A 26271-nucleotide genomic window follows, 5' to 3' on the forward strand; every position below is an offset into this window, starting at 1 on the left:
CCCACCAATTTCCGACCATGGCCGTCGGAATTGGTCAAAATTTGTGCTATATTCCGCGCCCGCGAAATTCAATGAAAGCCAACACCGGTTATCGACATGCAAGCAGCCAAGCCGTTATTTGACTATCCCAAGTACTGGGCCGAATGTTTCGGGCCAGCGCCGTTCCTGCCCATGAGCAGGGAGGAGATGGATCAGCTCGGCTGGGATTCCTGCGACATCATCATCGTCACCGGTGATGCCTACGTCGATCACCCGTCGTTCGGCATGGCGATCATCGGCCGGCTGCTGGAGTCCCAGGGCTTCCGCGTCGGGATCATTGCCCAGCCGAACTGGCAGTCCAAAGACGACTTCATGAAGCTCGGCGAGCCGAACCTGTTCTTCGGTGTCGCGGCCGGCAACATGGACTCGATGATCAACCGCTACACCGCGGACAAGAAGATCCGTTCCGACGACGCCTACACACCGGGTGGCCTGGCCGGCAAGCGTCCGGATCGCGCCAGCCTGGTCTACAGCCAGCGCTGCAAGGAAGCCTACAAGCACGTGCCGATCGTACTCGGCGGCATCGAAGCGTCCCTGCGCCGCATCGCCCACTACGACTACTGGCAGGACCGTGTGCGCAACTCGATCCTGATCGACGCCAGCGCCGACATCCTGCTCTACGGCAACGCCGAGCGAGCCATCGTCGAAGTCGCCCAGCGCCTGTCCTACGGTCACAAGATCGAAGACATCACCGACGTGCGCGGCACCGCGTTCATCCGTCGCGATACGCCAAAAGACTGGTACGAAGTCGACTCCACGCGCATCGACCGTCCGGGCAAGATCGACAAGATCATCAACCCGTACGTCAACACCCAGGACACCCAGGCCTGCGCCATCGAGCAGGAAAAGGGTCCGGTTGAAGATCCGCAGGAAGCCAAGGTCGTGCAGATCCTGGCCAGCCCGCGCATGACTCGCGACAAGACCGTGATTCGTCTGCCGTCGGTGGAAAAGGTCCGCAACGACGCGGTGCTCTACGCCCACGCCAACCGAGTGCTGCACCTGGAAACCAACCCGGGCAACGCCCGTGCCCTGGTGCAGAAGCATGGCGAGGTCGATGTCTGGTTCAACCCGCCGCCGATTCCGATGACCACCGAAGAAATGGACTACGTGTTCGGTATGCCTTACGCACGTGTTCCACACCCGGCGTACGGCAAGGAGAAGATCCCGGCTTACGACATGATTCGTTTCTCGGTGAACATCATGCGTGGCTGCTTCGGCGGCTGCACCTTCTGCTCGATCACCGAACACGAAGGCCGGATCATCCAGAACCGTTCCCACGAGTCGATCATTCGCGAAATCGAAGAGATTCGTGACAAGGTTCCGGGTTTTACCGGCGTGATCTCCGATCTCGGCGGTCCGACCGCGAACATGTACCGCATTGCCTGCAAGAGCCCGGAAATCGAATCCGCGTGCCGCAAGCCATCGTGCGTATTCCCTGGCATCTGCCCGAACCTGAACACCGACCACTCGGCGCTGATCCAGCTGTACCGTAGCGCCCGTGAGTTGCCGGGTGTGAAGAAGATCCTGATCGCTTCCGGCCTGCGCTACGACCTCGCGGTCGAGTCGCCGGAATACGTCAAGGAACTGGTGACCCACCACGTCGGTGGTTACCTGAAGATCGCCCCGGAACACACCGAGGAGGGTCCGCTCAACCAGATGATGAAACCGGGCATCGGCAGCTATGACAAGTTCAAGCGCATGTTCGAGAAGTATTCGAAGGAAGCGGGCAAAGAGCAGTACCTGATCCCGTACTTCATCGCCGCCCACCCGGGCACCACCGATGAAGACATGATGAACCTGGCCCTGTGGCTCAAGGGCAACGGCTTCCGTGCCGACCAGGTGCAGGCGTTCTACCCGTCGCCGATGGCCACCGCCACCGCGATGTACCACTCGGGCAAGAACCCGCTGCGCAAGGTCACCTACAAGAGTGACGCGGTGACCATCGTCAAGAGCGAAGAGCAGCGTCGTCTGCACAAGGCGTTCTTGCGTTATCACGACCCGAAGGGCTGGCCAATGCTGCGTGAAGCGTTGACCCGCATGGGCCGCGCCGACCTGATCGGGCCGGGCAAGAACCAGTTGATTCCTTTGCACCAGCCGTCGACCGACAGCTATCAGAGCGCCCGTCGCAAGAACTCGACGCCCGCTGGCAGCCACAAGGTTGCAGGGGAAAAGACCACCAGGATCCTCACCCAGCACACCGGCCTGCCACCCCGCGCCAGCGACGGCGGCAACCCGTGGGACAAGCGTGAGCAGGCCAAGGCGGCGGCATTCGCCCGCAACCAGCAAGCGGCCAAGGAGCGCAAGGAAGCCGCCAAGGGCAAGGGGCCCAAGCCAGCTCGCAAGCCGGTCGTGCCGCGCTAAGCGATGCATGAGCTGAACAGAACGCCAACCTTCGGGTTGGCGTTTTGCGTTGTGCAGCCTGAACGGAAGGGCTTTTGTAATAGGAGCTGGCTTGCCAGCGAAGGCGTCCTCCCTGGCGCCAAAAGCTTCGCTGGCAAGCCAGCTCCTACAGTGTTCGAGGTCGTCTGCGGTACTGTGTTCACAGCAGATCCCTGTGGGAGCGGCGGTGAGGCAATCCTGCTTGCCCGCGAGGAGGCCGGTTCTGGCGGCGACTTTGCCACTGACCGCCACAAATACGTGCAAACGTTCCAACCATTTTCCTGCATCGCCCGATTTTGGTGCTGTACTGGCTCAGGCAACAGAAGAAAGCGCCAGCGTTGCTGGATGGCATAAGTTTTGCGCGCTTTCCCATACGCTCTAGGCTCGCAGGAGGCACGCCGTGTCGATTCATGTCGCATTGCACCACGTCACGCATTACCGTTATGACCGCGCTGTCGAGCTCGGCCCGCAGATCGTTCGCCTGCGTCCCGCCGCTCACAGCCGCACGCGGATTCTGTCCTATGCGTTGAAAGTCTCGCCCGAGCAGCATTTCATCAACTGGCAGCAGGACCCTCAGGGCAATTACCTGGCGCGGCTGGTGTTCCCGGAGAAAACCGAGGAATTGCGAATCGAAGTCGATCTGCTGGCAGAAATGGCGATCTTCAATCCGTTCGACTTCTTCCTCGAACCCTATGCGGAAAAAATCCCCTTCGCTTATGCCGCGGATGAGCGCAAGGAGCTGGCGCCGTACCTGGAAACCCTGCCCCTGACGCCAAAGTTCAAGGCCTATCTGGACGGCATCGACCGCACACCGTTGCCCGCCGTGGATTTTCTCGTCGCACTCAACCAGCGCCTGAGCGAAGACATCGATTACCTGATCCGCATGGAGCCCGGCGTACAAACACCTGAGCACACCCTCGACCAGGCCAGCGGTTCGTGCCGCGACTCCGCCTGGTTGCTGGTGCAACTGTTGCGCAACCTGGGGCTGGCGGCGCGTTTCGTGTCGGGTTACCTGATCCAGCTGACCGCCGACGTCAAAAGTCTTGACGGTCCGTCCGGCACTGACGTGGACTTCACCGACCTGCATGCCTGGTGCGAGGTGTACTTGCCTGGTGCCGGCTGGATCGGCCTGGACGCCACCTCCGGGCTGTTTGCCGGTGAAGGGCATATTCCCTTGGCCTGTAGTCCCGATCCGTCCTCTGCGGCGCCGATCAGCGGCCTGGTGGAACCCTGCGAGTGCGAATTCAGTCACGAAATGTCCGTGGAGCGGATTTGGGAAGCACCACGGGTCACCAAGCCCTACACCGACGACCAGTGGCTGGCGATTCAAGCCTTGGGCCGGCAGATCGATGCTGACCTGCTGGAAGGCGATGTGCGCCTGACCATGGGCGGCGAACCGACCTTTGTGTCCATCGATGACCCGGACGGCGCCGAGTGGAATACCGCGGCATTGGGGCCGGATAAACGACGGTTGTCCGCCGAACTGTTCCAGCGCATGCGCAAACACTACGCGCCCAAGGGGCTGGTGCATTTCGGGCAGGGCAAGTGGTACCCCGGCGAGCAGCTGCCGCGCTGGTCGCTCAATTGCTACTGGCGCCGTGACGGCGTGCCGATCTGGCACAACAGCGCGCTGATCGCCGATGAGCAGGAAGACTATGGCGCCGACGGAGCGCTGGCCGGGCGTTTTCTGGCGAGTGTCGCCGAGCGTTTGAAAATTCCGACACGTTTTGTGTTTCCAGCCTACGAAGACAATTTCTATTTCCTCTGGCGCGAAGGAATGCTGCCGCAAAACGTCAGCGCCGAAGACTCGCGTCTGGAAGAACCGCTGGAGCGGGCTCGTCTACGCAAAGTATTCAGCCAAGGCCTGGACAAGGTCATCGGTCAGGTCCTGCCGCTGGCGCGCACCGCCAAGGGCGACCAGTGGCAGAGTGGGCGCTGGTATCTGCGCGACGAGCACTGCCGCCTGGTGCCAGGGGACTCGCCGTTGGGTTATCGCTTGCCGCTGGGTTCGCAGCCTTGGGTGAAAGCGGCGGAATATCCATTCATTCATCCGCAAGATCCGAATCAGGATTTCCCGCCGCTGCCCGACACTACGCAACTGCAAAGCCAAAGCGAGTCTGCCGAGGTGCAGGAGCGTGCGCCGAAGATCGACGAATCCGCCGACTGGCTGACGCGTACCGCCTTCTGCGCCGAGGCGCGGGAAGGCCGGTTGTACCTGTTTATGCCGCCGCTGGAACGGGTCGAGGATTACCTCGAACTGGTCGCCGCCATCGAAGCCACCGCCGAAGAGCTGATGTGTCCGGTGTTGCTGGAGGGCTATGAGCCGCCGAGTGACCCACGCCTGAGCAATTTTCGCATCACCCCGGATCCGGGGGTAATCGAGGTCAATGTGCAGCCGTCCGCGACCTGGGATGAACTGGTCGAGCGCACCGAGTTCCTCTACGAAGAAGCGCGTCAGACCCGGCTGACCACTGAAAAATTCATGATCGATGGCCGTCATACCGGTACGGGTGGCGGTAACCATTTCGTGCTGGGTGGCGCGACACCAGGGGACTCACCGTTTCTGCGTCGCCCGGATCTGTTGCGCAGCCTGATCAGCTACTGGCACAACCATCCGTCGCTGTCCTATCTGTTTTCCGGATTGTTCATCGGCCCGACGTCCCAGGCGCCCCGTGTCGACGAAGCGCGCAACGATGCCTTGTACGAACTGGAGATCGCCTTCGCGCAGATGCCTGAAGCGGGTGAGGAATGTCCGCCATGGTTGGTGGACCGGCTGCTGCGCAATCTGCTGATCGATGTGACCGGCAACACCCACCGCGCCGAGTTCTGTATCGACAAACTCTATTCGCCGGACGGTGCCACCGGGCGCCTCGGATTGCTGGAACTGCGTGCGTTCGAGATGCCGCCCCATGCCCGCATGAGCCTGGCGCAACAATTGTTGCTGCGGGCGCTGGTCGCGCGGTTCTGGCGCGAGCCCTATGCGCCGCCGAAACTGGCGCGCTGGGGCACGGAGTTGCACGATCGCTTCCTGTTGCCGCACTTTATCGAGCAAGATTTCGCCGATGTCATCGTCGACCTCAACGCCGCCGGTTATCCGGTGCGGGCCGAATGGTTCGCCGCGCATCTGGAGTTCCGTTTTCCCAAGGTTGGCGACTACGCCGTCAGTGGCATTGCGCTGGAGTTACGCCAGGCGCTCGAGCCCTGGCACGTGCTGGGCGAAGAGGGCACCGTGGGTGGTACGGTGCGTTACGTGGATTCGTCGCTGGAGCGTTTGCAGGTCAAGCTCAGCGGCTTGCCGCCCCAGCGTTATCTGCTGACCTGCAACGGCGTGCCGGTGCCATTGCAGCCCACCGGGCGTGTAGGTGAATTCGTCGCTGGCGTGCGTTTTCGCGCCTGGCAGCCGGCGAACTGCCTGCAGCCCACCATCCCGGTCCACGCGCCCCTGGTGTTCGACCTGCTCGATACCTGGATGCAGCGTTCGCTGGGCGGCTGCCAGTACCACGTCGCCCACCCGGGCGGGCGCAATTACGACAGCTTGCCGGTCAACGCCAACGAGGCCGAGAGCCGGCGAATGGCGCGTTTCTTCCGCATCGGACACACGCCAGGGAAACTTCCCGTACCCAATCTGGAAATTAACGACGAGCTGCCGATGACGCTCGATTTGCGACGTTTCTAAACCGTACGCGACGCTCGGATTTTACGTATATCCGGGCGTCACGAGCCTGCGTTAGTCTGACCGTTCATTGCTGTCTGCCGAGCTTTCCATGCCTGACCTGCTAGACCGCTACCCGCTCACGGCGGGCACTTATCACGAACTGCTCGACGACAGTGGCGCCGTGCGCCCGCACTGGCGCCGGCTGTTCGAGCAATTGCAACGCAGCACGCCGGCGCAACTGGTGCAGCGTCAGGCCCTGCTGACCCGGCAAATCCAGGAGAACGGCGTTACCTATAACGTTTATGCCGATCCCAAAGGCGCTGACCGACCATGGGAGCTGGACTTGCTGCCCCATGTCATTGCTGCCGAGGAGTGGGAGCACCTGGCGGCCGGCATCGCGCAACGGGCCAGGTTGCTCAATGCCGTGCTGGCTGACCTTTACGGACCGCAACGGCTGATTGCCGAAGGTCTTTTGCCCGCCGAGCTGGTGTTCGGTCACAACAACTTCCTTTGGCCCTGTCAGGGCATCAGCCCGCCTGACGGAGCCTTTCTGCATCTGTATGCCGTGGACCTGGCGCGCACACCCGATGGCCGCTGGTGGGTCACGGCGGATCGTACCCAGGCGCCTTCGGGAGCCGGGTATGCGCTGGAAAACCGCACGATCGTGTCCCGGGCCTTTCCCGAGCTGTACCGCGATCTGAAGGTGCAGCACCTGGCCGGGTTCTTTCGCACCTTGCAGGAAACCCTGGCTCGTCAGGCCCCGAGTGACGGGGACGCGCCGTTGGTCGTGCTGCTGACGCCGGGGCGTTTCAACGAAAGCTATTTCGAACATTTATACCTCGCTCGCCAGCTCGGCTACCCACTGGTTGAAGGTGGCGACCTGACGGTGCGTGACGCCACGGTCTACCTCAAGACCCTGAGTGGTCTGCGCCGGGTTCACGCGATCATGCGCCGGCTCGACGATGACTTCTGCGACCCGCTGGAGCTGCGAACCGACTCAGCCCTCGGCGTGCCGGGCCTGCTGGAAGCGGTGCGGCAGGGGCGGGTGCTGGTGGCCAACGCCCTCGGCAGTGGTGTGCTGGAATCGCCGGGGTTGTTGGGGTTTCTGCCGAAGATCAATCAATTCCTGTTCGGTGAAGAGCTGGTCCTGCCGTCCATCGCCACCTGGTGGTGCGGCGAAGCGTCGGTATTGGCCCAGGCCCTGGAAAAACTGCCGGAGCTGTTGATCAAGCCGGCATTTCCGTCCCAGAGCTTTGCACCGGTATTTGGCCGGGATTTGAGTGAAAAGCAGCGCGAGGAGCTCGCCGAACGCATGCAGGCACGGCCATACGCTTATGTGGCGCAAGAACTCGCGCAGTTGTCCCAGGCGCCGATCTGGCAAGCCGAAGACGGTCAACTGCAACCCCGCGCCATCGGCATGCGCGTGTATGCGGTGGCCTGCCGCGAGGGCTATCGGGTGCTGCCCGGTGGCTTGACCCGGGTCGCCGCCGATGCCGATGCCGAAGTGGTGTCGATGCAGCGTGGCGGCGCCAGCAAGGACACCTGGGTGCTGGGCGATCGTGCGCCCAGCGGCGAACAATGGAAGGCTCAGCGCAACATCGGCGTGCATGACCTGGTGCGGCGCGATCCGTACCTGCCATCGCGGGTGGTGGAAAACTTGTTCTGGTTTGGTCGTTACTGCGAACGATGCGATGACAGTGCCCGTCTGCTGCGCATCATGCTGGCGCGCTATGTCGATGGCGACGACCCGCAAGCCCTGCAGGCCGCGGTGGATCTCGGCGAACGGCTGATGTTGTTGCCCGATGAGGGCGAATTGCCGGAGCGCCTGTTGGCGGCGCTGCTCGGCGATGACTGGCCGTTCAGCCTGCGTTCCAACCTGCAACGCTTGCAGTGGGCTGCTTCACAGGTGCGCGGCAAACTCTCGCGGGAAAATTGGCAGGCACTGGTGGAGTTGCAGCGTGAAGCCATGGAGCTGGAAACCGAAGAGCCGGATTTCGGCGAGTTGCTGGATTTCCTCAACCGTCTGGTGATGTCCCTGGCGGCACTGTCCGGCTTTGCCCTGGACGACATGACCCGGGACGAAGGCTGGCGTTTCCTGATGATTGGCCGACGGCTCGAGCGTCTGCAGTTTCTCAGCGGCAGCCTGGCTGCGTTCCTGCAGGGTGCCGGGGCTTTCGATCAGGCCGGGCTGGAGTGGTTGCTGGAACTGGGCAACAGCAGTATCACCTATCGTTCTCGGTATCTGGCAGTGGCGCAGTTGATCCCGGTGCTCGACCTGTTGTTACTCGACGAGCAGAACCCTCACGCCGTGTTGTTCCAGTTGAAACTGGTGACCCGCACCCTCAAACGGCTCAATGATGACTTTGGCGTACCGCGTGAAGCAGCACTGCCACAATTGGTAGAACGTCTGGCGCGATTCGATCTGGGCTGCCTGGAGAACCCGCTGTTCGGCGACGCGAGTGTTCGCGCTGCCATCGAGGGGCTGGCCGCGCTGTTGCAGGAGATCGCCGACGTCAGCGGGCAAGTTTCCGATCGACTGGCGCTGCGGCATTTCGCCCATGTCGACGATGTCAGCCAGCGCACGGTGTCCGTCTGATGAACGCCCACTACCAGATTTTCCACGACACCCATTATCACTACGACAGCCCGGTGTCCCTGGCCCAGCAACTGGCGCATTTGTGGCCGCGGCCTTGCGCCTGGCAGCGCTGCACCGACCGGCAATTGCAGATCAGTCCGCAGCCGACCTCGCGTCGCGATGAACTGGATGTATTCGGCAATCCGCTGACCAGGCTGGCGTTCGAGCGTCCTCACGATGAGTTGCTGGTCAACGCCAGTCTCACGATCGAAGTGTTGCCCCGGCCTGTGCTGGACTTCAGTCGGTCTGCGGCGTGGGAAAACACTCGAAACGCGCTGACCTACAGCAGCCAACCGCTGTCGCCCGAATTGCTTGACGCCTGCCGGTACCGGTTTGAATCGCCGTATGTGCATTTGAAGAAAAACTTCGTCGAGTTCTCGCAAAGCTGTTTTCCGCCCGGCCGACCGTTACTGCTTGGTGTGCAGGCGCTGATGGAGAAAATCTTCAGCGAGTTCACCTTCGATGCCGAGGCGACCCAGGTGGCGACGCCGCTGGTGGAGGTGCTGGAGCGCCGACGCGGGGTCTGCCAAGACTTTGCTCACCTGATGCTCGCTTGTGTGCGTTCCAGAGGGTTGGCGGCGCGCTATATCAGCGGCTATTTGCTGACCCAGCCGCCACCGGGGCAGCCGCGATTGATCGGTGCCGATGCATCCCACGCCTGGGTTTCGGTGTTTTGCCCGGTGCTGGGGTGGGTGGATTTCGATCCGACCAATAATGTGCAACCGGCGCTGGAGCACATCACCCTGGCCTGGGGCCGGGATTTTTCCGATGTGTCGCCTTTGCGGGGGGTGATTCTGGGAGGCGGGAACCACGACCCGGAAGTTCGGGTAACGGTGATGCCACTGGAGTAACAGGGATCAAAATGTGGGAGCGAGCTTGCTCGCGATAGCGGACTGGCAGTCAAAGAAATGTTGGATGCAGGGACGCTATCGCGAGCAAGCTCGCTCCCACAGGGTATTACGGTGTGTTCGAGTCATTCGATTGGCCTGTGAGGGTCGGCAGCAAAGCTGCCAACCCTGGACACAGATCCGGTGGGCCTGATCAGATCATCGGGCCCTGAGGGTCTCAGGCGTCGGGTGCCTGATCTTTCGGTGCTTCAACATCACTTTCTGCGGCCACTTCACCTTCTGCTTCCGGGTTCAGTGCGGCTGCTTCTTCTTCAGCTGTAGCTTTCTTGCGCTGAAGCTTTTCCTCTTTCTTCTGCTCCTTGGCCAAGTCTCTCTGACGTTTGGCGAAGGAATAATTAGGTTTGGCCATGGGCGATCCTCTGGGGTCGAAGGTGAGGTTGAGCGGCGCATATTCTGCCCTGTATCGGTGCCGAGCCGTTAGCTGGGTTTTTGCTCGGCCCATTTTGGCGCTACGCAAGGTTGCCAGGCATCCAGAGCATCGAGCAGGGTTTGCGGCGATTCGCTCACTTGCAGCATGTCACGGTGCTGCCCGCGAACGAAGCCTTCGCCGACGATATGATCGAGAAAAGACGTCAATTTGCTGTAGAAACCGTTCACTTCCAGCAAGCCCAACGGTTTGCCGTGGTAGCCGAGCTGGCCCCAGGTCCAGACTTCAAACAGTTCTTCGAGGGTGCCAAGGCCACCGGGCAGTGCGATAAAGGCATCGCTGAGCTCGGCCATCCGGGCCTTGCGCGCATGCATGCCATCGACGACTTCCAGGCGAGTCAGGCCACTGTGGCCGATTTCCTTGTCCTTGAGGCTCTGCGGGATGATGCCGATCACTTCACCGCCAGCTGCCAGGGCCGCATCAGCGACAATGCCCATCAGGCCCACGGCGCCACCGCCATACACCAGGGTCAGCTTGCGCTCGGCCAATGCCTGGCCCAAGGCCACAGCCGCTTGACGATAAGCCGGGTTGGTGCCGGTACTGGCACCACAAAATACACAAACGGATGTTAAAGACATGCCTTGCTCCATGTTCGCTCAGGGCCACAGAGTAAAGGCAGGCGCACTGTACTCCAAGGGCTAGACTTGGTTTTCCGGGGTTTCGTACGTACCGCTGGCGCCACAGGCGTAGGCGGCGAGCAAACTGCACAACAGGCTGTTGATCGACATGACAGGCGTTCCATTTGAAGGGGGACGGCCTGATGATAGGCCCGGACCAGACACTTGGCCGGTAGATATTTCGCATCGGTGTCATAGCGCGAAAGTTGTATACAATTTTTGATTCAAGTCATATGAACTTGCGAAGTTTTCAGGCAGTCTTCTGTTCATTCGCGATTTCATTAACCCTGCCTTGGAGATTCACCATGTTTGCCAAACTTGTTGCGGTATCCCTGTTGACACTGGCCAGCAGCCAATTGATGGCTGCCGAGTGCAAGACCACCATTGACTCCACCGATCAAATGTCCTTCAACACGAAGGCCATTGAAATCGACAAGAGCTGCAAGACCTTCACCGTCGAGTTGACCCACTCCGGCAGCCTGCCGAAGAACGTCATGGGCCATAACCTGGTGATCAGCAAAACCGCTGACATGCAGCCGATCGCCACTGACGGCCTGGCCGCTGGCATTGACAAGAACTACCTGAAAGACGGCGACGAGCGCGTAATCGCTCACACCAAAATCATCGGTGCCGGCGAGAAAGACACGCTGACCATCGACGTATCGAAGCTGGCCGCCGGTACCGATTACGGCTTCTTCTGCTCGTTCCCGGGCCATATCTCGATGATGAAAGGCACCGTTACTCTGAAGTAAGACTGACCACCGCGTTATCGTTCATCGCGGGCAAGCCACGCTCCCACAGGGACACCTCCGTACCTGTGGGAGCGTGGCTTGCCCGCGAAGAGGCCAGAAGCATCGACGCATGTGTTGGCCAAAGAAAAAGCCCGCTGAGGATCACTCCTGAGCGGGCTTTTTCATTCCATCACCAATTAAGGCGCAAACGGCATAACCCGCTTGTGATGGGTCTTGTTGTAGGTATCAACAATGATCTTGAACGCTTCCTCACGCACCGGCTCACCATGCAGGAAGGCGTCGATCTCGGTGTAGGTCACGCCGTGGGAGGCTTCGTCCGGTTTGCCGGGCGACAGGTCCTCAAGGTCGGCGGTCGGGACTTTCTCTACCAGCGATTCCGGCGCGCCGAAGCTGCGGGCGATGGCGCGGACCTGGTTTTTCACCAGGCCACTCAATGGCGCCAGGTCGCAGGCACCGTCACCGAACTTGGTGAAGAAACCCATCACCGCTTCCGCCGCGTGATCGGTGCCGATGACCAGGCCCTGGGTTGCGCCGGCGATGGTGTACTGGGCGACCATGCGCATGCGCGCCTTGGTGTTGCCGAGCACGAAGTCCACCGACACCGCATGTTTGCCTTCGAAGGCCGCCACTTCATTGGCCAGGGATTTGACCGCCGGGCCGATGTTCACGGTGTGGCACTCGTCCGGTTTGATGAAATCCACCGACGCCTGGGCATCGTGCTCATCGAACTGGGTTTCGTAGGGCAGGCGCACGGCGATGAATTTATAGGCGGCATCACCGCTGCGCTGGCGCAGTTCACGGACGGCCCGTTGGGCCAGCAGGCCTGCGGTCAGGGAGTCGACACCGCCACTGATGCCCAGTACCAGGGTCTTGAGCCCTGAGTTGACCAGGCAGTCCTGAATGAAAGTCACCCGCCGGGCGACTTCGGCCTCAAGGGCGGCTTCGTCGGCGAATGGCGGCTGGACCTTGAGCTGTTCAGCAATCTCACGCTGTACGGCTTGCATGAATTCACTCCTTGCTTGATGTACTTGAAAGGGCGGCAGGAACCTGGAAAACGTGTCGCAGGTAAGCGACGAAATTCGGGTCTTTGCAGTGTGTCTTGCCTGGCTCGTCGGAGATCTTCGCCACCGGCTGGCCGTTGCAGGCGGCCATTTTAAGCACGATGCTCATCGGTTCGACACCCGGAATATCACAGGTCAGGTTGGTGCCGATGCCGAAGCTGACATTGATCCGACCGCGCAGCGCCCGGAATATCTCCAGGGATTTGGGCAATGTCAGGCTGTCGGAGAACGTCAGCGTCTTGCTCATCGGGTCGATGCCGAGCTTGTGATAGTGGGCGATGGCTTTTTCCGCCCACAATACCGGGTCGCCTGAATCGTGGCGCAAACCGTCGAAAAGCTTGGCGAAAAACAGATCGAAATCGCCGAGGAAGGCATCAATGGTGATGCAGTCGGTCAGGGCAATCCCCAGCAGACCACGGTATTCGCGGACCCAGCAATCGAGTGCAGCAATCTGGCTGTCGATCAGCCGTGGGCCGAGTTGCTGGTGCGCCATGATCCATTCGTGGGCCATGGTGCCCAGCGGTTTCATGTCCAGCTCCCGGGACAGATGCACGTTGCTGGTGCCGACGAAGCGCCCGGGGAAGTCATGCTTGAGCACATTCACTACTTCTTCCTGCACGCGATACGAGAAGCGACGGCGCGTGCCGAAATCGGCCACCTGCAATTCGGACAATTCATCGCTGCTGGCATTGGCGCTCAGCCAGTCGAACTTGCGGTAGAGCTGCTCGCGGGCCTGCTCCATCACGACTTCGCGGTAGCGATAGCGGTTGCGCACCTCGCTGACCAGCGCCAGCAGTGGCACTTCGAACAGGATCACATGCAGCCAGGGGCCCCGCAGGCGGATAAACAGCTCACCGTTTTCGATGCCGGTGTAGAGGTAACGCAGGTTAAAGCGGAACAACCCGAGAAAGCGCAGGAAGTCCGGCTTCAGGAAGCTGATGCGCTCCAGAAAGCTCAATTGATCGGCGCTCAGGCTCAGTTCGGCCAGGCGCTCGATCTGGAAACGGATTTCCGCCAGGTATGGGCGCAAGTCCTCACCGTTACGGCAACGAAACTCCCATTCGACTTCGACGTTCGGGTAGTTGTGCAGCACCGCCTGCATCATCGTCAGTTTGTAGAAGTCGGTGTCGAGCAGGTTCTGCACGATGCGATCGGCAAACACACTCTCGCTCATAACGGGAATCTCCAGCGTTGCAGCGGTATTGATCAATGGCGTTAGTGGCGCATATCAGGGACAGGGATTACCAGCATTTTTTAGACTGAACCCGGTCCTTGTAGGAGCTGGCTTGCCAGCGAAGAGGCCAGCACATCCAAAAACAATGTTGACTGAAAGTCCGCCTTCGCTGGCAAGCCAGCTCCTACAACAAAGCGATGGCATCCATCAGGTCGCCTCCGGGCTATCGATCTGCTCCAGCATCCACTTCACGAAGTCCCGCACCTTGGGCACTTCCGCCGAGTGCTCCGGGTATGCAAGGTAGTACGCGTCCGTACTGGGCATTGCATGCTGCCAGGCAATGACCAGCTTGCCATCGGCCAGTTCCTCTTCCACCAGAAAGCGCGGCAGCAACGCCACGCCGCAACCGACCTGGGCGGCGCGGATGCACATGTAAAAGGTTTCGAAACGCGGGCCGTGGTAGCTGTGCTCGGTGTGGTAGCCCTGATGCTCGAACCAGTCGTGCCAGGCCTGGGGGCGGGAGGCGTTTTGCAGCAGTACCAGATCGGACAGTTGCGTCGGATCGGTGAACGGCGTGTCCGGCAGGCTGCCCGGGGCGCATACCGGCACCAGCTCTTCGCCGAACAGCTTCAGGCATTCGGTGCCGGGTCGCGAACCCTGGCCGAAGTAGAACGCCAGGTCGCTGCGACCTTGCAGCAGATCGTCGGCTTCCTGCTCGCTGCACAGGTCCAGGTGGATCGACGGGTGCCGCAGACGCCAGCCTTTCAGGCGCGGCACCAGCCAGCGTGCGCCGAAGGTGGGAGGCGTCGAAACCCGCAGGACTTCTGTTTCGCCACCGTAGGAACGCAGGTAATGGGTCGACATCTCGACCTGCGTGAGGATTTTTCGCACCTCAACCAGATACAGATCGCCCGCCGGCGTCATCTGCAGGCGGCGGCGCACCCGGCGAAACAGCAGGTGTTGCAACAGCTCTTCGAGTTGCGCAACCTGTTTGCTCACGGCGCTTTGGGTCAGGTTCAACTCTTCGGCGGCCCGGGTGAAGCTCAAGTGCCGGGTGACGGCCTCGAAGCACTGCAACGCAGCGATCGATGGCAAGTAGCGTTTATTCAGCATGGGCGGTCCTTGGTTCTTGTTTCTTATTGCCAGCAATGCACAGCATGAATAAACGGAATGATATCTCTCTTAATGGTCGTTTGTTGAGTAACCTCCGGGCAGCTAAAACTACAGGTCTGATCAGCCGTGAATTTCCGGCTGCACGTGTTCTGTCTTTTGCTTGAGGAGTGACCCATGGTTGCCGCATTGCTTGATCGTCTAGGTGTGAACCCGGCCCTGTACCAGAACGGCAAAGTGCCGGTGCACTCGCCGATCGATGGCAGCAGGATCGCTGCCGTGAACTGGGAAGGCGCTGCTGAAGTCGAGCAGCACATCAGTCGCGCAGATCATGCGTTCGAATTGTGGCGCAAGGTTCCGGCGCCGCGCCGTGGCGAGCTGGTGCGGCAACTGGGTGACATCCTGCGTGAATACAAGGCCGATCTCGGCGAGCTGGTGTCCTGGGAGGCCGGCAAGATCACCCAGGAAGGCCTGGGTGAAGTTCAGGAAATGATCGACATCTGCGACTTCGCCGTCGGCCTGTCCCGTCAGCTGTACGGTTTGACCATCGCCTCCGAGCGTCCTGGCCACCACATGCGCGAAACCTGGCATCCGCTGGGCGTCGTCGGCGTGATCAGTGCGTTCAACTTCCCGGTCGCGGTCTGGGCCTGGAACGCTACGCTGGCGCTGGTCTGCGGCAATCCGGTGATATGGAAACCGTCGGAAAAGACGCCACTGACCGCACTGGCCTGCCAGGCGCTGTTCGATCGTGTACTGAAGAATTTCAGCGACGCGCCAGCCCACCTGAGCCAGGTGATTATTGGCGGTCGCGATGCCGGCGAAGCCCTGGTCGATGATCCGCGTGTCGCGCTGGTCAGCGCCACCGGCAGCACCCGCATGGGCCGTGAAGTGGCGCCGAAAATCGCCGCGCGCTTCGCCCGCAGCATTCTGGAACTGGGCGGCAACAACGCGATGATCCTCGGCCCGAGCGCCGACCTGGACATGGCCGTTCGCGCGATCCTGTTCAGCGCCGTCGGCACCGCCGGCCAGCGTTGCACCACCTTGCGCCGCCTGATCGCCCATGAATCGGTCAAGGAAGAAATCGTCACCCGCCTGAAAGCCGCGTACTCGAAGGTGCGTATCGGCCATCCGCTGGAAGGCAACCTGGTCGGCCCGCTGATCGACAAACAAAGCTTCGACAACATGCAGGACGCGCTGGAACAGGCCCTGAGCGAAGGCGGTCGGGTGTTCGGTGGTGAGCGTCAGCTGCAAGACAAGTTCCCGAATGCCTACTACGTGTCGCCGGCCATCGTCGAAATGCCGGAGCAGAGCGATGTGGTCTGCCACGAAACCTTCGCCCCGATCCTGTACGTGGTCGGTTACAGCGATTTCCAGGAAGCCCTGCGCCTGAACAACGCCGTGCCACAAGGCCTGTCCTCGTGCATCTTCACCACCGACGTGCGTGAAGCCGAGCAGTTCATGTCGGCGGTGGGCAGCGACTGCGGCATCGCCAACGTCAATATCGGCCCGAGCGGCGCGGAAATCGGTGGTGCGTTTGGTGGCGAGAAAGAAACCGGCGGTGGTCGTGAGTCCGGCTCCGATGCATGGCGCGGCTACATGCGCCGCCAGACCAACACCGTGAACTATTCGCTGGAGTTGCCGCTGGCGCAGGGCATTACGTTCGACTGATGGTCCCCTTCGCTGGCAAGTCGGAACGCCGCACCGCAGCTCCTACAGGGCATTGCAAACTTCTGTAGGAGCTGGCTTGCCAGCGAAGCTCTTGTTGTTTGTTAGGTTTCTGTTGGAGTCTGGCAATGCCGTTACGCGAAGAGTGTCTGTGGGAAAACCTGACGCCGCAAAGGCCGGACAATTCGGCCCTCAAGGGTGAGGTCACGGTGGATGTCTGCGTCATCGGCGCCGGTTTTACCGGTCTGTCGGCGGCGGTACATCTGCTGGAGCAAGGCAAGACCGTTTGTGTGCTGGAGGCCCATCGCGCCGGTCACGGTGGTTCGGGGCGCAACGTCGGGCTGGTCAACGCCGGGATGTGGATTCCACCGGACGAGATCGAAGCCGGGTTTGGTACCCAAGTCGGCAGTCAACTCAACCGCATGCTGGGTGCTGCACCCTCCCTGGTGTTCAGCCTTGTGGACAAGTACGACATCGATTGCCAGTTGCGCCGCGAAGGCACGCTGCACATGGCGCACAATGCCCGTGGCGAAGCCGACTTGCGCAGTCGTGAAGAACAATGGAAACGCCGCGGGGCGCCGGTAGAGTTATTGACCGGTCAGGCCTGCGAACAAGCCACGGGCACGAAAAAGATCGCCGCTGCGCTGCTCGATCGCCGTGCCGGTACGCTCAACCCGATGGCCTATACCTCGGGGCTGGCCAGAGCGGCCATCGGCCTGGGCGGTCAATTGTTCGATCATTCCCCGGTCACCCGACTCGAACGTCAGGGCCAGCGTTGGTCAGTGCAAACCGCCCAGGGTTCGGTCATGGCCGAGAAAGTGGTGATTGCCTCCAATGCCTACACCGAAGGCGACTGGACGGAACTGCGGCGCAATTTCTTCCCCGGGTATTACTACCAGGTGGCTTCGGTCCCGCTGACCGAAGAGGCCGCTCGGCAAATTCTTCCCGGCGGCCAGGGTTCCTGGGACACCCGACAGGTCCTGAGCAGCATTCGTCGGGATAAAGACGGACGCCTGCTGCTGGGCAGTCTCGGTAATGGCAATCGGAAACCCGCCTGGTTTCTCAAGGCCTGGGCCGATCGGGTACAGCAACATTATTTCCCGTACCTAAAGCCGGTGGAATGGGAGTGCACCTGGACCGGTTGCATCGCCTTCACCCCTGATCATTTGATGCGCCTGTTCGAACCGGCGCCCGGTTTGGTGGCAGTCACCGGCTACAACGGGCGGGGCGTAACCACGGGAACGGTGGTCGGCAAGGCCTTCGCCGATTACCTGTGTAACGGAAATCCTCAATCGCTACCGATTCCTTTCGCGCCCATGCAGCCATTGGCCGGGGCGGGGTTGCGCAGCTGTCTGTATGAGGCGGGATTCTCGCTGTATCACGCAGGCCAGTGCCTGCGGATCGTGATCTGAAGGTTGATTTTTGCAGTGGGAAGCGGCGCTTTTTCGATCTGCGGCTAGCCTGTAGTGGTGCGGGTTGTAGCAGTCCCGCACCAGCAGTGTGCACTTCGGTGACGCACGTTGTTACAGGCTGGTTGCACGTCGTTTAAAGCCGCGGTTGCAATGATGGCGCAGGCGGGTTGCGCCTCAGAAAAATAATGGTTTTACCTTCCGCGGTCTAGACGGTTGCACGCCCAATGAAAATGGGCCCGAAACAGTCGAAATAACAAGAAAGCAGCGACTTTTTTCAGAATAAAAAACCGATGGCACGGCCCTTGCTCTGAGCATTCAGTGAAATCGCAGTGCCAATTAAAAAAACCATGGAGCACCACCTCATGTCCCAGACGTTTTACAAGAAAGGCTTTCTGGCCCTCGCAGTGGCAACTGCGCTGGGTGTTTCTGCGTTTGCCCAGGCTGACATCAAGATCGGCGTAGCGGGACCAATGACGGGCGCCAACGCGGCATTTGGCGAACAGTACATGAAGGGTGCACAAGCGGCGGCCGACGCGGTCAACGCAGCGGGCGGCGTGAACGGGGAAAAAATCGTACTGGTCAAGGGCGATGACGCCTGCGAACCGAAGCAGGCTGTGACAGTCGCCAAGGACCTGACCGAAAAGAAAGTCGTTGGTGTGGTAGGCCACTTCTGCTCCTCGTCGACCATCCCGGCCTCCGAGATCTACGACGAAGCCGGCATCATCACGATCACCCCGGGTTCCACCAACCCCAAGGTCACCGAGCGCGGCCTGAGTGCCATGTTCCGCATGTGCGGGCGTGACGACCAGCAAGGTATCGTGGCTGGCGACTATATCGTCGACATGCTCAAGGGCAAGAAAGTCGCCGTACTGCACGACAAGGACACCTATGGTCAGGGGCTGGCGGACGCCACCAAGGCTCAGTTGGAAAAACGCGGCGTGAAGCCTGTGCTGTACGAGGGGCTGACCCGCGGCGAGAAAGACTTCAGTGCCGTCGTCACCAAGATCCGTGCGGCCGGTGCCGACGTGGTCTACTTCGGCGGCTTGCACCCGGAAGCCGGTCCACTGGTTCGGCAACTGCGTGAACAGGGCCTCAAAGACGTCAAGTTCATGTCCGATGACGGCATCGTGACTGACGAACTGGTGACCACCGCCGGTGGCCCGCAGAACGTTGATGGCGTACTGATGACCTTCGGCGCCGACCCACGCCTGCTGCCAGACAGCAAGACTGTGGTAGACGCTTTCCGCAAGGCTGGCACCGAACCTGAAGGCTACACCCTGTACGCCTACGCTTCGGTCCAGACCCTGGCCGCAGCCTTCAACGGCGCCAAGTCCAACAAGGGCGAAGACGCTGCTGCCTGGCTGAAGAAAAACCCGGTCAAGACCGTCATGGGCGAGAAGACATGGGATAGCAAGGGCGACCTGAAAGTGTCCGACTACGTGGTTTACGAGTGGGACGCGACAGGCAAATATCATCAGCTGGAAAAACAGAAGTAAGGGCTGACTTGATCGGCTGAACCCCATTGATCCTTGTAGGAGCGAGCTTGCTCGCGAATGCGCCAGATCAGTCGACATCAATGTTGGCTGATACAGCGCTTTCGCTGGCAAGCCAGCTCCTACAGGGGGGCGGTGGTGGGCTACCTGATCGTGGCTGACATTGCTCCGACGTAAATCTGTATTTTCCTTAGAAGAACCGCACAGCCACCTGTGCAGGTTCTCATTGCGTGAGATTGCGTTATGGATGGTATTTTCCTGCAGCAACTGGTCAACGGCCTGACCCTCGGGTCGGTCTATGGCCTGATCGCCATCGGCTACACAATGGTCTATGGCATCATTGGCATGATCAACTTCGCCCATGGCGAGGTTTACATGATTTCCGCTTACCTCGCGGCAATCAGTCTGGCTCTGCTGGCATACTTCGGTATTGAATCCTTCCCTCTATTGATGCTCGGCACACTGATCTTCACCATCGTCGTCACGGCGGTGTATGGCTGGGTCATCGAGCGTGTTGCCTACAAACCCCTGCGTAACTCCACCCGACTGGCACCACTGATCAGCGCCATCGGCATCTCGCTGATCCTGCAAAACTATGCACAGATCGCCCAGGGTGCCCGCCAACAAGGCGTTCCGACGCTGCTGACCGGTGCATTGCGAGTAGACGTCGGGACCGGCTTCGTCCAGCTCACTTACACCAAGATCTTCATTCTGATTGCAGCGTTTGTCGGGATGGGCCTGCTGACCTATGTCATCAAGTACACCAAGCTCGGCCGCATGTGCCGCGCAACCCAGCAAGACCGCAAGATGGCCTCGATCCTGGGGATCAACACCGACCGCATCATTTCGTACGTGTTCATCATTGGTGCAGCGATGGCGGCCCTGGCCGGCGTGCTGATCACCATGAACTACGGCACGTTCGACTTCTATGCAGGCTTTGTCATCGGCATCAAGGCGTTCACCGCCGCGGTGCTCGGCGGGATTGGCTCGCTGCCTGGCGCCATGCTCGGCGGGATCATCCTTGGCATCTCCGAGTCGCTGTTCTCCGGCCTGGTCAACTCGGACTACAAAGACGTCTTCAGCTTCTCGCTGCTGGTTCTCGTTCTGGTCTTTCGGCCCCAAGGCCTGCTTGGCCGTCCTCTTGTGTCGAAGGTGTAAGCGATGTCTTCAACCACTGAAAAAACCATTGATATCAAAAGAAGTCTGGTTGACGCGATTCTTGCCGGCCTCGTGGCCCTGATTGTGTTCGGCCCGATTGTCGGCATCGTCCTCGACGGCTACGGCTTCAACTTGCAGCCCACTCGCGTGGCCTGGATTGTCGCTATTGTCATGGCCGGTCGTTTTGCCTTGAGCCTGTTCCTGCAAACCCCAAAGGGCCTGAGAGTTCTCGAGGGCTTTGAAACCACCGGCTCCGGGGTTCATGTACTGGCGCCTGATTACAAATCCCGGTTGCGCTGGGTCATCCCGCTGGTCATCGTGATTGCCGTGGTGTTCCCGTTTTTCTCCAACTCCTACCTGCTGGGCGTGGTCATCCTCGGGCTGATCTACGTATTGCTGGGGCTGGGTTTGAACATTGTGGTCGGCCTGGCCGGCCTGCTCGACCTGGGTTACGTGGCGTTCTACGCCATCGGCGCCTACGGCCTGGCGCTCGGTTATCAGTACCTGGGGCTGGGTTTCTGGACCGTGTTACCACTGGCGGCGATCACCGCCGGCCTGGCCGGTTGCATCCTGGGTTTCCCGGTGCTGCGTCTGCACGGTGACTATCTGGCGATCGTGACCCTGGGCTTCGGTGAAATCATTCGGTTGATCCTCAATAACTGGCTGTCCCTGACCGGCGGCCCGAATGGCATGGCAGCGCCATTGCCAACCTTCTTCGGCATCGAGTTCGGAAAAAGGGCGAAAGAAGGCGGGGTGCCGTTCCATGAGTTCTTCGGTATCGCCTACAACCCTGACGTGAAGTATTACTTCATCTACGCCGTGTTGTTCCTGGTGGTCCTGGCCGTGCTGCACATCAAGCATCGCCTGACCCGCATGCCGGTTGGCCGCGCCTGGGAAGCCCTGCGCGAAGACGAAATCGCCTGCCGCTCCATGGGCCTGAACCACGTACTGGTCAAGCTCTCGGCATTCACCATCGGCGCTTCGACTGCCGGGCTGGCCGGGGTGTTCTTCGCCACTTACCAGGGCTTCGTCAATCCGACGTCGTTCACTTTCTTTGAGTCGGCGCTGATCCTTGCCATCGTGGTACTCGGCGGCATGGGCTCGACCATCGGTGTCGTCATCGCGGCATTCGTGCTGACCGTGGCTCCGGAACTGCTGCGTGGCTTCGCCGAATACCGCGTGCTGCTGTTCGGCATCCTGATGGTATTGATGATGATCTGGCGACCGCGCGGCCTGATTCGGATCAGCCGCACCGGTGTGACCCCGCGTAAAGGAGTAGCGCCATGAGCGAAGTCGTACTCAGTGTCGAAAAGCTGATGATGCACTTCGGCGGCATCAAGGCGTTGAACGATGTCAGCCTGAAAGTCCACCGCAATTCGATCTTCGCTCTGATCGGGCCCAACGGCGCCGGCAAAACCACGGTGTTCAACTGCCTGACCGGGTTCTACAAGGCCTCCGGCGGCAAGATCGAACTCAATGTGCGTGGTCAGCAGACGAACGTCATCAAATTGCTGGGCGAATCGTTCAAGCCGATCGATTTCGTGTCGCCTAAATCGTTCGCCAGTCGGCTGTTCTACAAGGCGTTCGGCGGCACCCACCTGGTGAACCGTGCCGGGCTGGCGCGTACGTTCCAGAACATTCGTCTGTTCAAGGAAATGTCGGTGCTGGAAAACCTGCTGGTGGCACAGCATATGTGGGTCAACCGCAGCATGCTGGCCGGCATCCTCAATACCAAGGGCTACCGCAAGGCCGAAAGCGATGCGCTGGACCACGCGTTCTACTGGCTGGAGGTAGTGGACCTGGTGGATTGCGCCAACCGCCTGGCCGGTGAACTGTCCTACGGCCAGCAACGCCGCCTGGAAATCGCCCGTGCCATGTGCACCCGTCCGCAGATCATCTGCCTTGACGAGCCGGCCGCCGGCCTCAACCCCCAGGAAACCGAAGCGCTGAGCGCGATGATCCGGCTGCTGCGCGACGAGCACGATCTGACCGTGGTGCTGATCGAACACGACATGGGCATGGTAATGAGCATTTCCGATCACATCGTGGTGCTGGACCACGGCATCGTCATCGCCGAGGGCGGACCTGATGCGATTCGTAACGACCCGAAAGTGATTGCGGCCTACCTGGGCGCCGATGAAGAGGAAGTGGTGCTATGAGCAAACCCATCCTCGAACTCAAGGAACTGGATGTGTTTTACGGGCCGATCCAGGCCCTGAAGAAAGTCTCGCTGCACATCAAGGAAGGGGAAACCGTCAGCCTGATCGGCTCCAACGGTGCCGGCAAGTCGACCCTGCTGATGTCGATCTTCGGCCAGCCGCGAGCGGCGGACGGGCAGATCCTTTATCAGGGTGTGGACATCACCCACAAGTCGTCCCACTACATAGCCTCCAATGGCATCGCGCAATCGCCGGAAGGGCGGCGGGTGTTTCCCGACATGACCGTCGAGGAGAACCTGCTGATGGGCACCATCCCTATCGGTGACAAGCACGCCAAGGAAGACATGCAACGCATGTTCGAGCTGTTCCCGCGGCTCGAAGAGCGGCGCACCCAGCGGGCGATGACCATGTCTGGCGGCGAGCAGCAAATGCTCGCCATCGCCCGGGCACTGATGAGCCGGCCCAAGTTGTTGCTGCTGGATGAACCGAGCCTGGGCCTGGCGCCGATTGTGGTGAAACAGATCTTCGCGACACTGCGGGAACTGGCCAAGACCGGCATGACCATCTTTCTGGTGGAGCAGAACGCCAACCACGCCCTGCGGTTGTCGGACCGGGCGTACGTGATGGTCAACGGCGAAATCCGCATGACGGGTACCGGCAAGGAGTTGCTGGTCAACGAGGACGTGCGTAACGCCTATCTCGGCGGGCACTGAGTCTGCTTTGTTGTGCACAAGCCCCGGCGCGCAATCGTCGGGGCTTTTTTACATCTCCAATCCAGTTAATCCCCCTGTAGGAGCGAGCTTGCTCGCGAAGGTCTCTAGGGCAACGCGTTCATCCAGAATGTTCGCGTTATCGTTGACGCCCATTGCGAGCAAGCTCGCTCCTACAGGGTTCGGTGGCGGCATTCAGGGAGATTGTGGAAAACAATATTCCAAAGCTCGCGAAGCGCGACATAAAGCCGCTGCAAATAGTTGTTTTGTCACAGTTTTGACTTGTCCCCGTTTGCTGTGGAGCCGGCTGTGAATAACGTGGGAGTAGCTGGCTGGAGGCCTTTAAAGTCGTGGCTTGTAGAGGTGTGGTTGTTTTTTGAACAGGTGCTTTTGCGCAACTTCAAGGCTGCTTTGTCAACCTTTTTGTTCGGGACGAAAGTGCGTGGAATCGGCATGGGCAAGCCTGTGGATAAGTCTGTGACTAAACTCTGGAAAGACCCGGCTGAAGGCCGTGGTTACTGGCTTGGCGCCATCGCGGGTTTGACCCGTCAGTCATGAAAATGGCCATGGGCTACACAGCAGGTGGTTGAGGGTCAAGCAAAAAAGTTTTAAAACCCCACGCAAAGCCTTGTGGATAGCGGCCTGCAGCTTTTCCACTTGCCCCCAAAGACTGTGGACCGGCCTGTGGATAACGTGCGCGCACATGGCTACAGGCCACACTGGTCGAGGGTTTGCAAGGATTGATCGATTTTTATACAGAAAGTGCGATAAACGTAGGAGCTGCCGCAGGCTGCGATCTTTTCCACAGGCGCAGGGCAAGATCAAAGGGTCGCAGCCTGCGGCGCAAAGGTTGCCGGTATGAGCGTGGCCGGGCATGCTGCCCGCTGATTTTCTATTCCAATGGCTGGCGATCAGCCGAAGCAAGGAGAACACGATGTCCAACACCCTGTTTATTACCGGCGCGACTTCCGGTTTTGGTGAAGCCTGTGCCCGTCGTTTTGCCGAGGCCGGCTGGAAACTGGTGCTGACTGGTCGTCGTGAAGAGCGCCTCAATACGCTGTGCGCCGAGCTGTCGAAGCAGACCGAAGTCCATGGCCTGGTGCTCGATGTGCGTGATCGCAAGGCGATGGAAGAGGCGATTGCCGGTCTCCCGCCATCCTTCGCCAAACTGCGCGGGTTGATCAACAACGCCGGCCTGGCCCTGGGCGTCGATCCGGCCCCCAAGTGCGACCTGGACGATTGGGACACCATGGTCGATACCAATGTCAAAGGCCTGATGTATAGCACCCGTCTGCTGTTGCCGCGCCTGATCGCCCGCGGTCGTGGTGCCGGCATCGTCAACCTGGGGTCCATCGCCGGCAACTATCCGTACCCGGGCAGCCATGTGTATGGCGCGACCAAGGCGTTCGTCAAACAGTTCTCCCTGAACCTGCGCTGCGATTTGCAAGGCACGGGCGTACGGGTCAGCAACATCGAGCCGGGCCTGTGCGAGAGTGAGTTCTCGCTGGTGCGTTTTGCCGGGGACCAGGAGCGTTACAACGCCACTTACGCCGGTGCCGAGCCGATTCAGCCGCAAGACATCGCCGAGACCATTTTCTGGGTACTCAATGCGCCTGCGCACATCAACATCAACAGCCTGGAGCTGATGCCGGTGAGCCAGACCTGGGCCGGGTTTGCTATCGAGCGTAAGTCTTAATTGCGGCGAGGGGCTTGCCCCCTCACCACAAGGTCAGCCGAGATATTGCACCAACCCGCGATAGCAGGTTGCCAGGTGATAGGGCGTGGTCGACGGCATGTCGCGGCGGCTGACTTCACCCTGTTCCTCACGGCATTCGTACCAGCCGCCGGCATGCAGCCAGCGCTGCTGCAACGCCTGTAACTGGCGCAGCACATCGGCTTCGCTGTGCGGGCGCAGCGTCAATGCGCGCAGGTATTCAGCCTGGGCCCAGATACGCTGCGTGGCGTCCCGGACGCCGCCATCCGGTCCGAAGTCGAGCATCGCCCGCACAGCGCCAGTCGGCTGATCGACGCCCATGTGCTCGGTAAAGGCGAAGGCCCGCTCCAGATCGGCGTGCAGCGTCGAATTACATAGCAGCGGCGAGGATTCCAGCAGGAAATACCACTCGAACTGATGCCCCGGTTCAAACCAGTTATCCACAGACCCCAGCGGCTTTTCCATCAACACACCGTGTTGCGGATCGATGAAGCGCGCGTGCATGGCTGTGCATAACTCGACGAGCGCCTGTTGCACGTCGAGGTCTTCACGGACTTCCAGTGTGGCGAGGAATGCTTCGGCCAGGTGCATCAGCGGGTTTTGCAAAGGGCCGCTGTCCAGAGATGCCCAGTCGCGGTCGAGCGTGGCTTCGTACAGACCGTCGTCGGTGGCGAAACGCTGTGCAATCACCTCCAGCGAGGCGTTGAGTACCGACTCCACCAGCGGCTCGCGAACCTTGTCCCAGTAATGGGCGCAGGCGAACAGGATGAAGGCGTGGGTGTAGAGGTCTTTGCGCGGGTCCAGTGGCGCCCCTTGTGCATCGACGCTATAGAACCAGCCGCCATGCTCGGCATCGTGGAAGTGCCGCTGCAACGAGCGGAACAACGCGGCGGCACGCTCTTCGGCGCCCTGCACCTGACCGATCAGGCTGGCAAACAGATACAGCTGTCGCGCACAGGCCATGGCCCGGTAGCGTTGCGGTGGCAGCGGTTGGTGTCCGGCATCCAGCGCTTCATAAGGCAACGCCATGTCGGCGTTCCATCCCGGGCCTTGCCAGAGCGGCACGATGACGTTCAGGAAGTGCTGTTGCACCGAGGCGAACAGGGCGGTCAATTCAGGCTGAGAGGCGGAGCGGGAAACAGGCGGCATTGGCTGGCGTCGTCACGGCAGGGGCGATTGCGCGACATGTTAGCAGGCCTGAGC

The 26271-nt window shown here is 60.5% G+C and carries 20 protein-coding genes; 14 read left to right on the forward strand and 6 right to left on the reverse strand.

The genetic code is table 11. The features are described from left to right. The first annotated feature begins 96 nt into the window (after positions 1-96). The 4 genes from KGA81_RS10460 (at position 97) to KGA81_RS10475 (ending at position 9559) form a co-directional block, all read left to right on the forward strand. Complete coding sequence (locus tag KGA81_RS10460; protein WP_223545724.1) at positions 97-2400, forward strand: YgiQ family radical SAM protein; 2304 nt, start codon at positions 97-99, stop codon at positions 2398-2400. Between the two features lie 418 nt (positions 2401-2818). Continuing rightward, the gene (locus tag KGA81_RS10465) at positions 2819-6094 is read left to right on the forward strand and encodes a DUF2126 domain-containing protein (RefSeq protein ID WP_223545725.1); all 3276 of its coding nucleotides are present in this window, start codon (positions 2819-2821) and stop codon (positions 6092-6094) included. An 88-nt stretch (positions 6095-6182) separates the two neighbouring features. After that, a complete protein-coding gene (locus KGA81_RS10470) occupies positions 6183-8669 on the forward strand; it encodes a circularly permuted type 2 ATP-grasp protein (protein WP_223545726.1) in 2487 nt (828 codons plus the stop codon). Continuing rightward, positions 8669-9559 (forward strand): transglutaminase N-terminal domain-containing protein, encoded by an 891-nt coding sequence (locus KGA81_RS10475; protein WP_223545727.1) that lies wholly within the window; start codon positions 8669-8671, stop codon positions 9557-9559. Before KGA81_RS10470 ends, KGA81_RS10475 begins: the two co-directional genes overlap by 1 nt. Before the next feature lie 214 nt (positions 9560-9773). Here the strand turns inward: KGA81_RS10475 and KGA81_RS10480 are convergent, their stop codons facing one another. Continuing rightward, positions 9774-9965: a hypothetical protein gene (locus KGA81_RS10480; RefSeq protein WP_110660080.1), complete on the reverse strand. Its 192-nt coding sequence runs from the start codon at positions 9963-9965 to the stop codon at positions 9774-9776. Positions 9966-10033: 68 nt separating this feature from the next. Next, positions 10034-10621, reverse strand: a complete 588-nt coding sequence (locus tag KGA81_RS10485) for a TIGR00730 family Rossman fold protein (RefSeq protein ID WP_223545728.1) — start codon at positions 10619-10621, stop codon at positions 10034-10036. A gap of 344 nt (positions 10622-10965) precedes the next feature. Here KGA81_RS10485 and azu point away from each other — a divergent pair, with 344 nt between their 5' ends. After that, positions 10966-11412, forward strand: coding sequence for an azurin (gene azu / locus KGA81_RS10490; RefSeq protein ID WP_223545729.1), 447 nt, complete (start codon positions 10966-10968; stop codon positions 11410-11412). A 176-nt stretch (positions 11413-11588) separates the two neighbouring features. Here the strand turns inward: azu and nadE are convergent, their stop codons facing one another. The 3 genes from nadE to KGA81_RS10505 form a co-directional block, all read right to left on the reverse strand. Next, positions 11589-12416 (reverse strand): ammonia-dependent NAD(+) synthetase, encoded by an 828-nt coding sequence (gene nadE, locus KGA81_RS10495; protein ID WP_223545730.1) that lies wholly within the window; start codon positions 12414-12416, stop codon positions 11589-11591. Positions 12417-12420: 4 nt separating this feature from the next. Continuing rightward, complete coding sequence (gene pncB, locus KGA81_RS10500) at positions 12421-13647, reverse strand: nicotinate phosphoribosyltransferase (protein ID WP_223545731.1); 1227 nt, start codon at positions 13645-13647, stop codon at positions 12421-12423. Positions 13648-13854: 207 nt separating this feature from the next. Further along, positions 13855-14760, reverse strand: a complete 906-nt coding sequence (locus KGA81_RS10505) for a LysR family transcriptional regulator (protein WP_223545732.1) — start codon at positions 14758-14760, stop codon at positions 13855-13857. Positions 14761-14934: 174 nt separating this feature from the next. On the opposite strand from KGA81_RS10505, the gene KGA81_RS10510 reads away from it, so the two are divergent. The 9 genes from KGA81_RS10510 to KGA81_RS10550 all read left to right on the forward strand — a co-directional run bounded on the left by KGA81_RS10510 (position 14935) and on the right by KGA81_RS10550 (position 25050). After that, positions 14935-16425 (forward strand): aldehyde dehydrogenase family protein, encoded by a 1491-nt coding sequence (locus tag KGA81_RS10510; RefSeq protein ID WP_223545733.1) that lies wholly within the window; start codon positions 14935-14937, stop codon positions 16423-16425. Positions 16426-16550: 125 nt separating this feature from the next. Beyond that, positions 16551-17834: an NAD(P)/FAD-dependent oxidoreductase gene (locus KGA81_RS10515; RefSeq protein WP_223545734.1), complete on the forward strand. Its 1284-nt coding sequence runs from the start codon at positions 16551-16553 to the stop codon at positions 17832-17834. Positions 17835-18196: 362 nt separating this feature from the next. Continuing rightward, positions 18197-19330 (forward strand): branched-chain amino acid ABC transporter substrate-binding protein, encoded by a 1134-nt coding sequence (locus KGA81_RS10520; protein ID WP_223545735.1) that lies wholly within the window; start codon positions 18197-18199, stop codon positions 19328-19330. A gap of 240 nt (positions 19331-19570) precedes the next feature. Beyond that, positions 19571-20485 carry an ABC transporter permease subunit gene (locus tag KGA81_RS10525; RefSeq protein ID WP_223545736.1) on the forward strand — a complete coding sequence of 305 codons (915 nt, stop codon included), beginning with the start codon at positions 19571-19573 and terminating at the stop codon, positions 20483-20485. A gap of 3 nt (positions 20486-20488) precedes the next feature. Next, positions 20489-21772 carry a high-affinity branched-chain amino acid ABC transporter permease LivM gene (gene livM, locus KGA81_RS10530; RefSeq protein WP_223545737.1) on the forward strand — a complete coding sequence of 428 codons (1284 nt, stop codon included), beginning with the start codon at positions 20489-20491 and terminating at the stop codon, positions 21770-21772. Next, on the forward strand, positions 21769-22644 hold the full coding sequence (locus KGA81_RS10535) for an ABC transporter ATP-binding protein (RefSeq protein ID WP_223545738.1): 876 nt from the start codon (positions 21769-21771) through the stop codon (positions 22642-22644). Before livM ends, KGA81_RS10535 begins: the two co-directional genes overlap by 4 nt. After that, a complete protein-coding gene (locus KGA81_RS10540) occupies positions 22641-23357 on the forward strand; it encodes an ABC transporter ATP-binding protein (protein WP_223545739.1) in 717 nt (238 codons plus the stop codon). The genes KGA81_RS10535 and KGA81_RS10540 overlap by 4 nt, the downstream gene beginning before the upstream one ends. 306 nt (positions 23358-23663) lie before the next feature. Continuing rightward, positions 23664-23912, forward strand: a complete 249-nt coding sequence (locus KGA81_RS10545; RefSeq protein ID WP_223545740.1) for a hypothetical protein — start codon at positions 23664-23666, stop codon at positions 23910-23912. Positions 23913-24288: 376 nt separating this feature from the next. Next, on the forward strand, positions 24289-25050 hold the full coding sequence (locus KGA81_RS10550; protein ID WP_223545741.1) for an SDR family oxidoreductase: 762 nt from the start codon (positions 24289-24291) through the stop codon (positions 25048-25050). A 33-nt stretch (positions 25051-25083) separates the two neighbouring features. Here KGA81_RS10550 and KGA81_RS10555 read toward each other — a convergent pair whose 3' ends face one another. Continuing rightward, the gene (locus KGA81_RS10555) at positions 25084-26217 is read right to left on the reverse strand and encodes an AGE family epimerase/isomerase (RefSeq protein WP_223545742.1); all 1134 of its coding nucleotides are present in this window, start codon (positions 26215-26217) and stop codon (positions 25084-25086) included. Between the last annotated feature and the right edge of the window lie 54 nt (positions 26218-26271).

Source organism: Pseudomonas sp. A-B-19 (assembly GCF_019947515.1).
Taxonomy (GTDB): Bacteria; Pseudomonadota; Gammaproteobacteria; order Pseudomonadales; family Pseudomonadaceae; genus Aquipseudomonas.

Coding starts and splice junctions, on each gene's coding strand:
- KGA81_RS10555 (WP_223545742.1), bottom strand. CDS start 26,217: ATGCCGCCTGTTTCCCGCTCCGCCTCTCAGCCTGAATTGACCGCCCTG.
- KGA81_RS10520 (WP_223545735.1), top strand. CDS start 18,197: ATGTCCCAGACGTTTTACAAGAAAGGCTTTCTGGCCCTCGCAGTGGCA.
- KGA81_RS10550 (WP_223545741.1), top strand. CDS start 24,289: ATGTCCAACACCCTGTTTATTACCGGCGCGACTTCCGGTTTTGGTGAA.
- KGA81_RS10540 (WP_223545739.1), top strand. CDS start 22,641: ATGAGCAAACCCATCCTCGAACTCAAGGAACTGGATGTGTTTTACGGG.
- KGA81_RS10510 (WP_223545733.1), top strand. CDS start 14,935: ATGGTTGCCGCATTGCTTGATCGTCTAGGTGTGAACCCGGCCCTGTAC.
- KGA81_RS10470 (WP_223545726.1), top strand. CDS start 6,183: ATGCCTGACCTGCTAGACCGCTACCCGCTCACGGCGGGCACTTATCAC.
- KGA81_RS10505 (WP_223545732.1), bottom strand. CDS start 14,760: ATGCTGAATAAACGCTACTTGCCATCGATCGCTGCGTTGCAGTGCTTC.
- KGA81_RS10480 (WP_110660080.1), bottom strand. CDS start 9,965: ATGGCCAAACCTAATTATTCCTTCGCCAAACGTCAGAGAGACTTGGCC.
- KGA81_RS10485 (WP_223545728.1), bottom strand. CDS start 10,621: ATGTCTTTAACATCCGTTTGTGTATTTTGTGGTGCCAGTACCGGCACC.
- KGA81_RS10460 (WP_223545724.1), top strand. CDS start 97: ATGCAAGCAGCCAAGCCGTTATTTGACTATCCCAAGTACTGGGCCGAA.
- livM (WP_223545737.1), top strand. CDS start 20,489: ATGTCTTCAACCACTGAAAAAACCATTGATATCAAAAGAAGTCTGGTT.
- KGA81_RS10475 (WP_223545727.1), top strand. CDS start 8,669: ATGAACGCCCACTACCAGATTTTCCACGACACCCATTATCACTACGAC.
- KGA81_RS10515 (WP_223545734.1), top strand. CDS start 16,551: ATGCCGTTACGCGAAGAGTGTCTGTGGGAAAACCTGACGCCGCAAAGG.
- nadE (WP_223545730.1), bottom strand. CDS start 12,416: ATGCAAGCCGTACAGCGTGAGATTGCTGAACAGCTCAAGGTCCAGCCG.
- azu (WP_223545729.1), top strand. CDS start 10,966: ATGTTTGCCAAACTTGTTGCGGTATCCCTGTTGACACTGGCCAGCAGC.
- KGA81_RS10535 (WP_223545738.1), top strand. CDS start 21,769: ATGAGCGAAGTCGTACTCAGTGTCGAAAAGCTGATGATGCACTTCGGC.
- pncB (WP_223545731.1), bottom strand. CDS start 13,647: ATGAGCGAGAGTGTGTTTGCCGATCGCATCGTGCAGAACCTGCTCGAC.
- KGA81_RS10525 (WP_223545736.1), top strand. CDS start 19,571: ATGGATGGTATTTTCCTGCAGCAACTGGTCAACGGCCTGACCCTCGGG.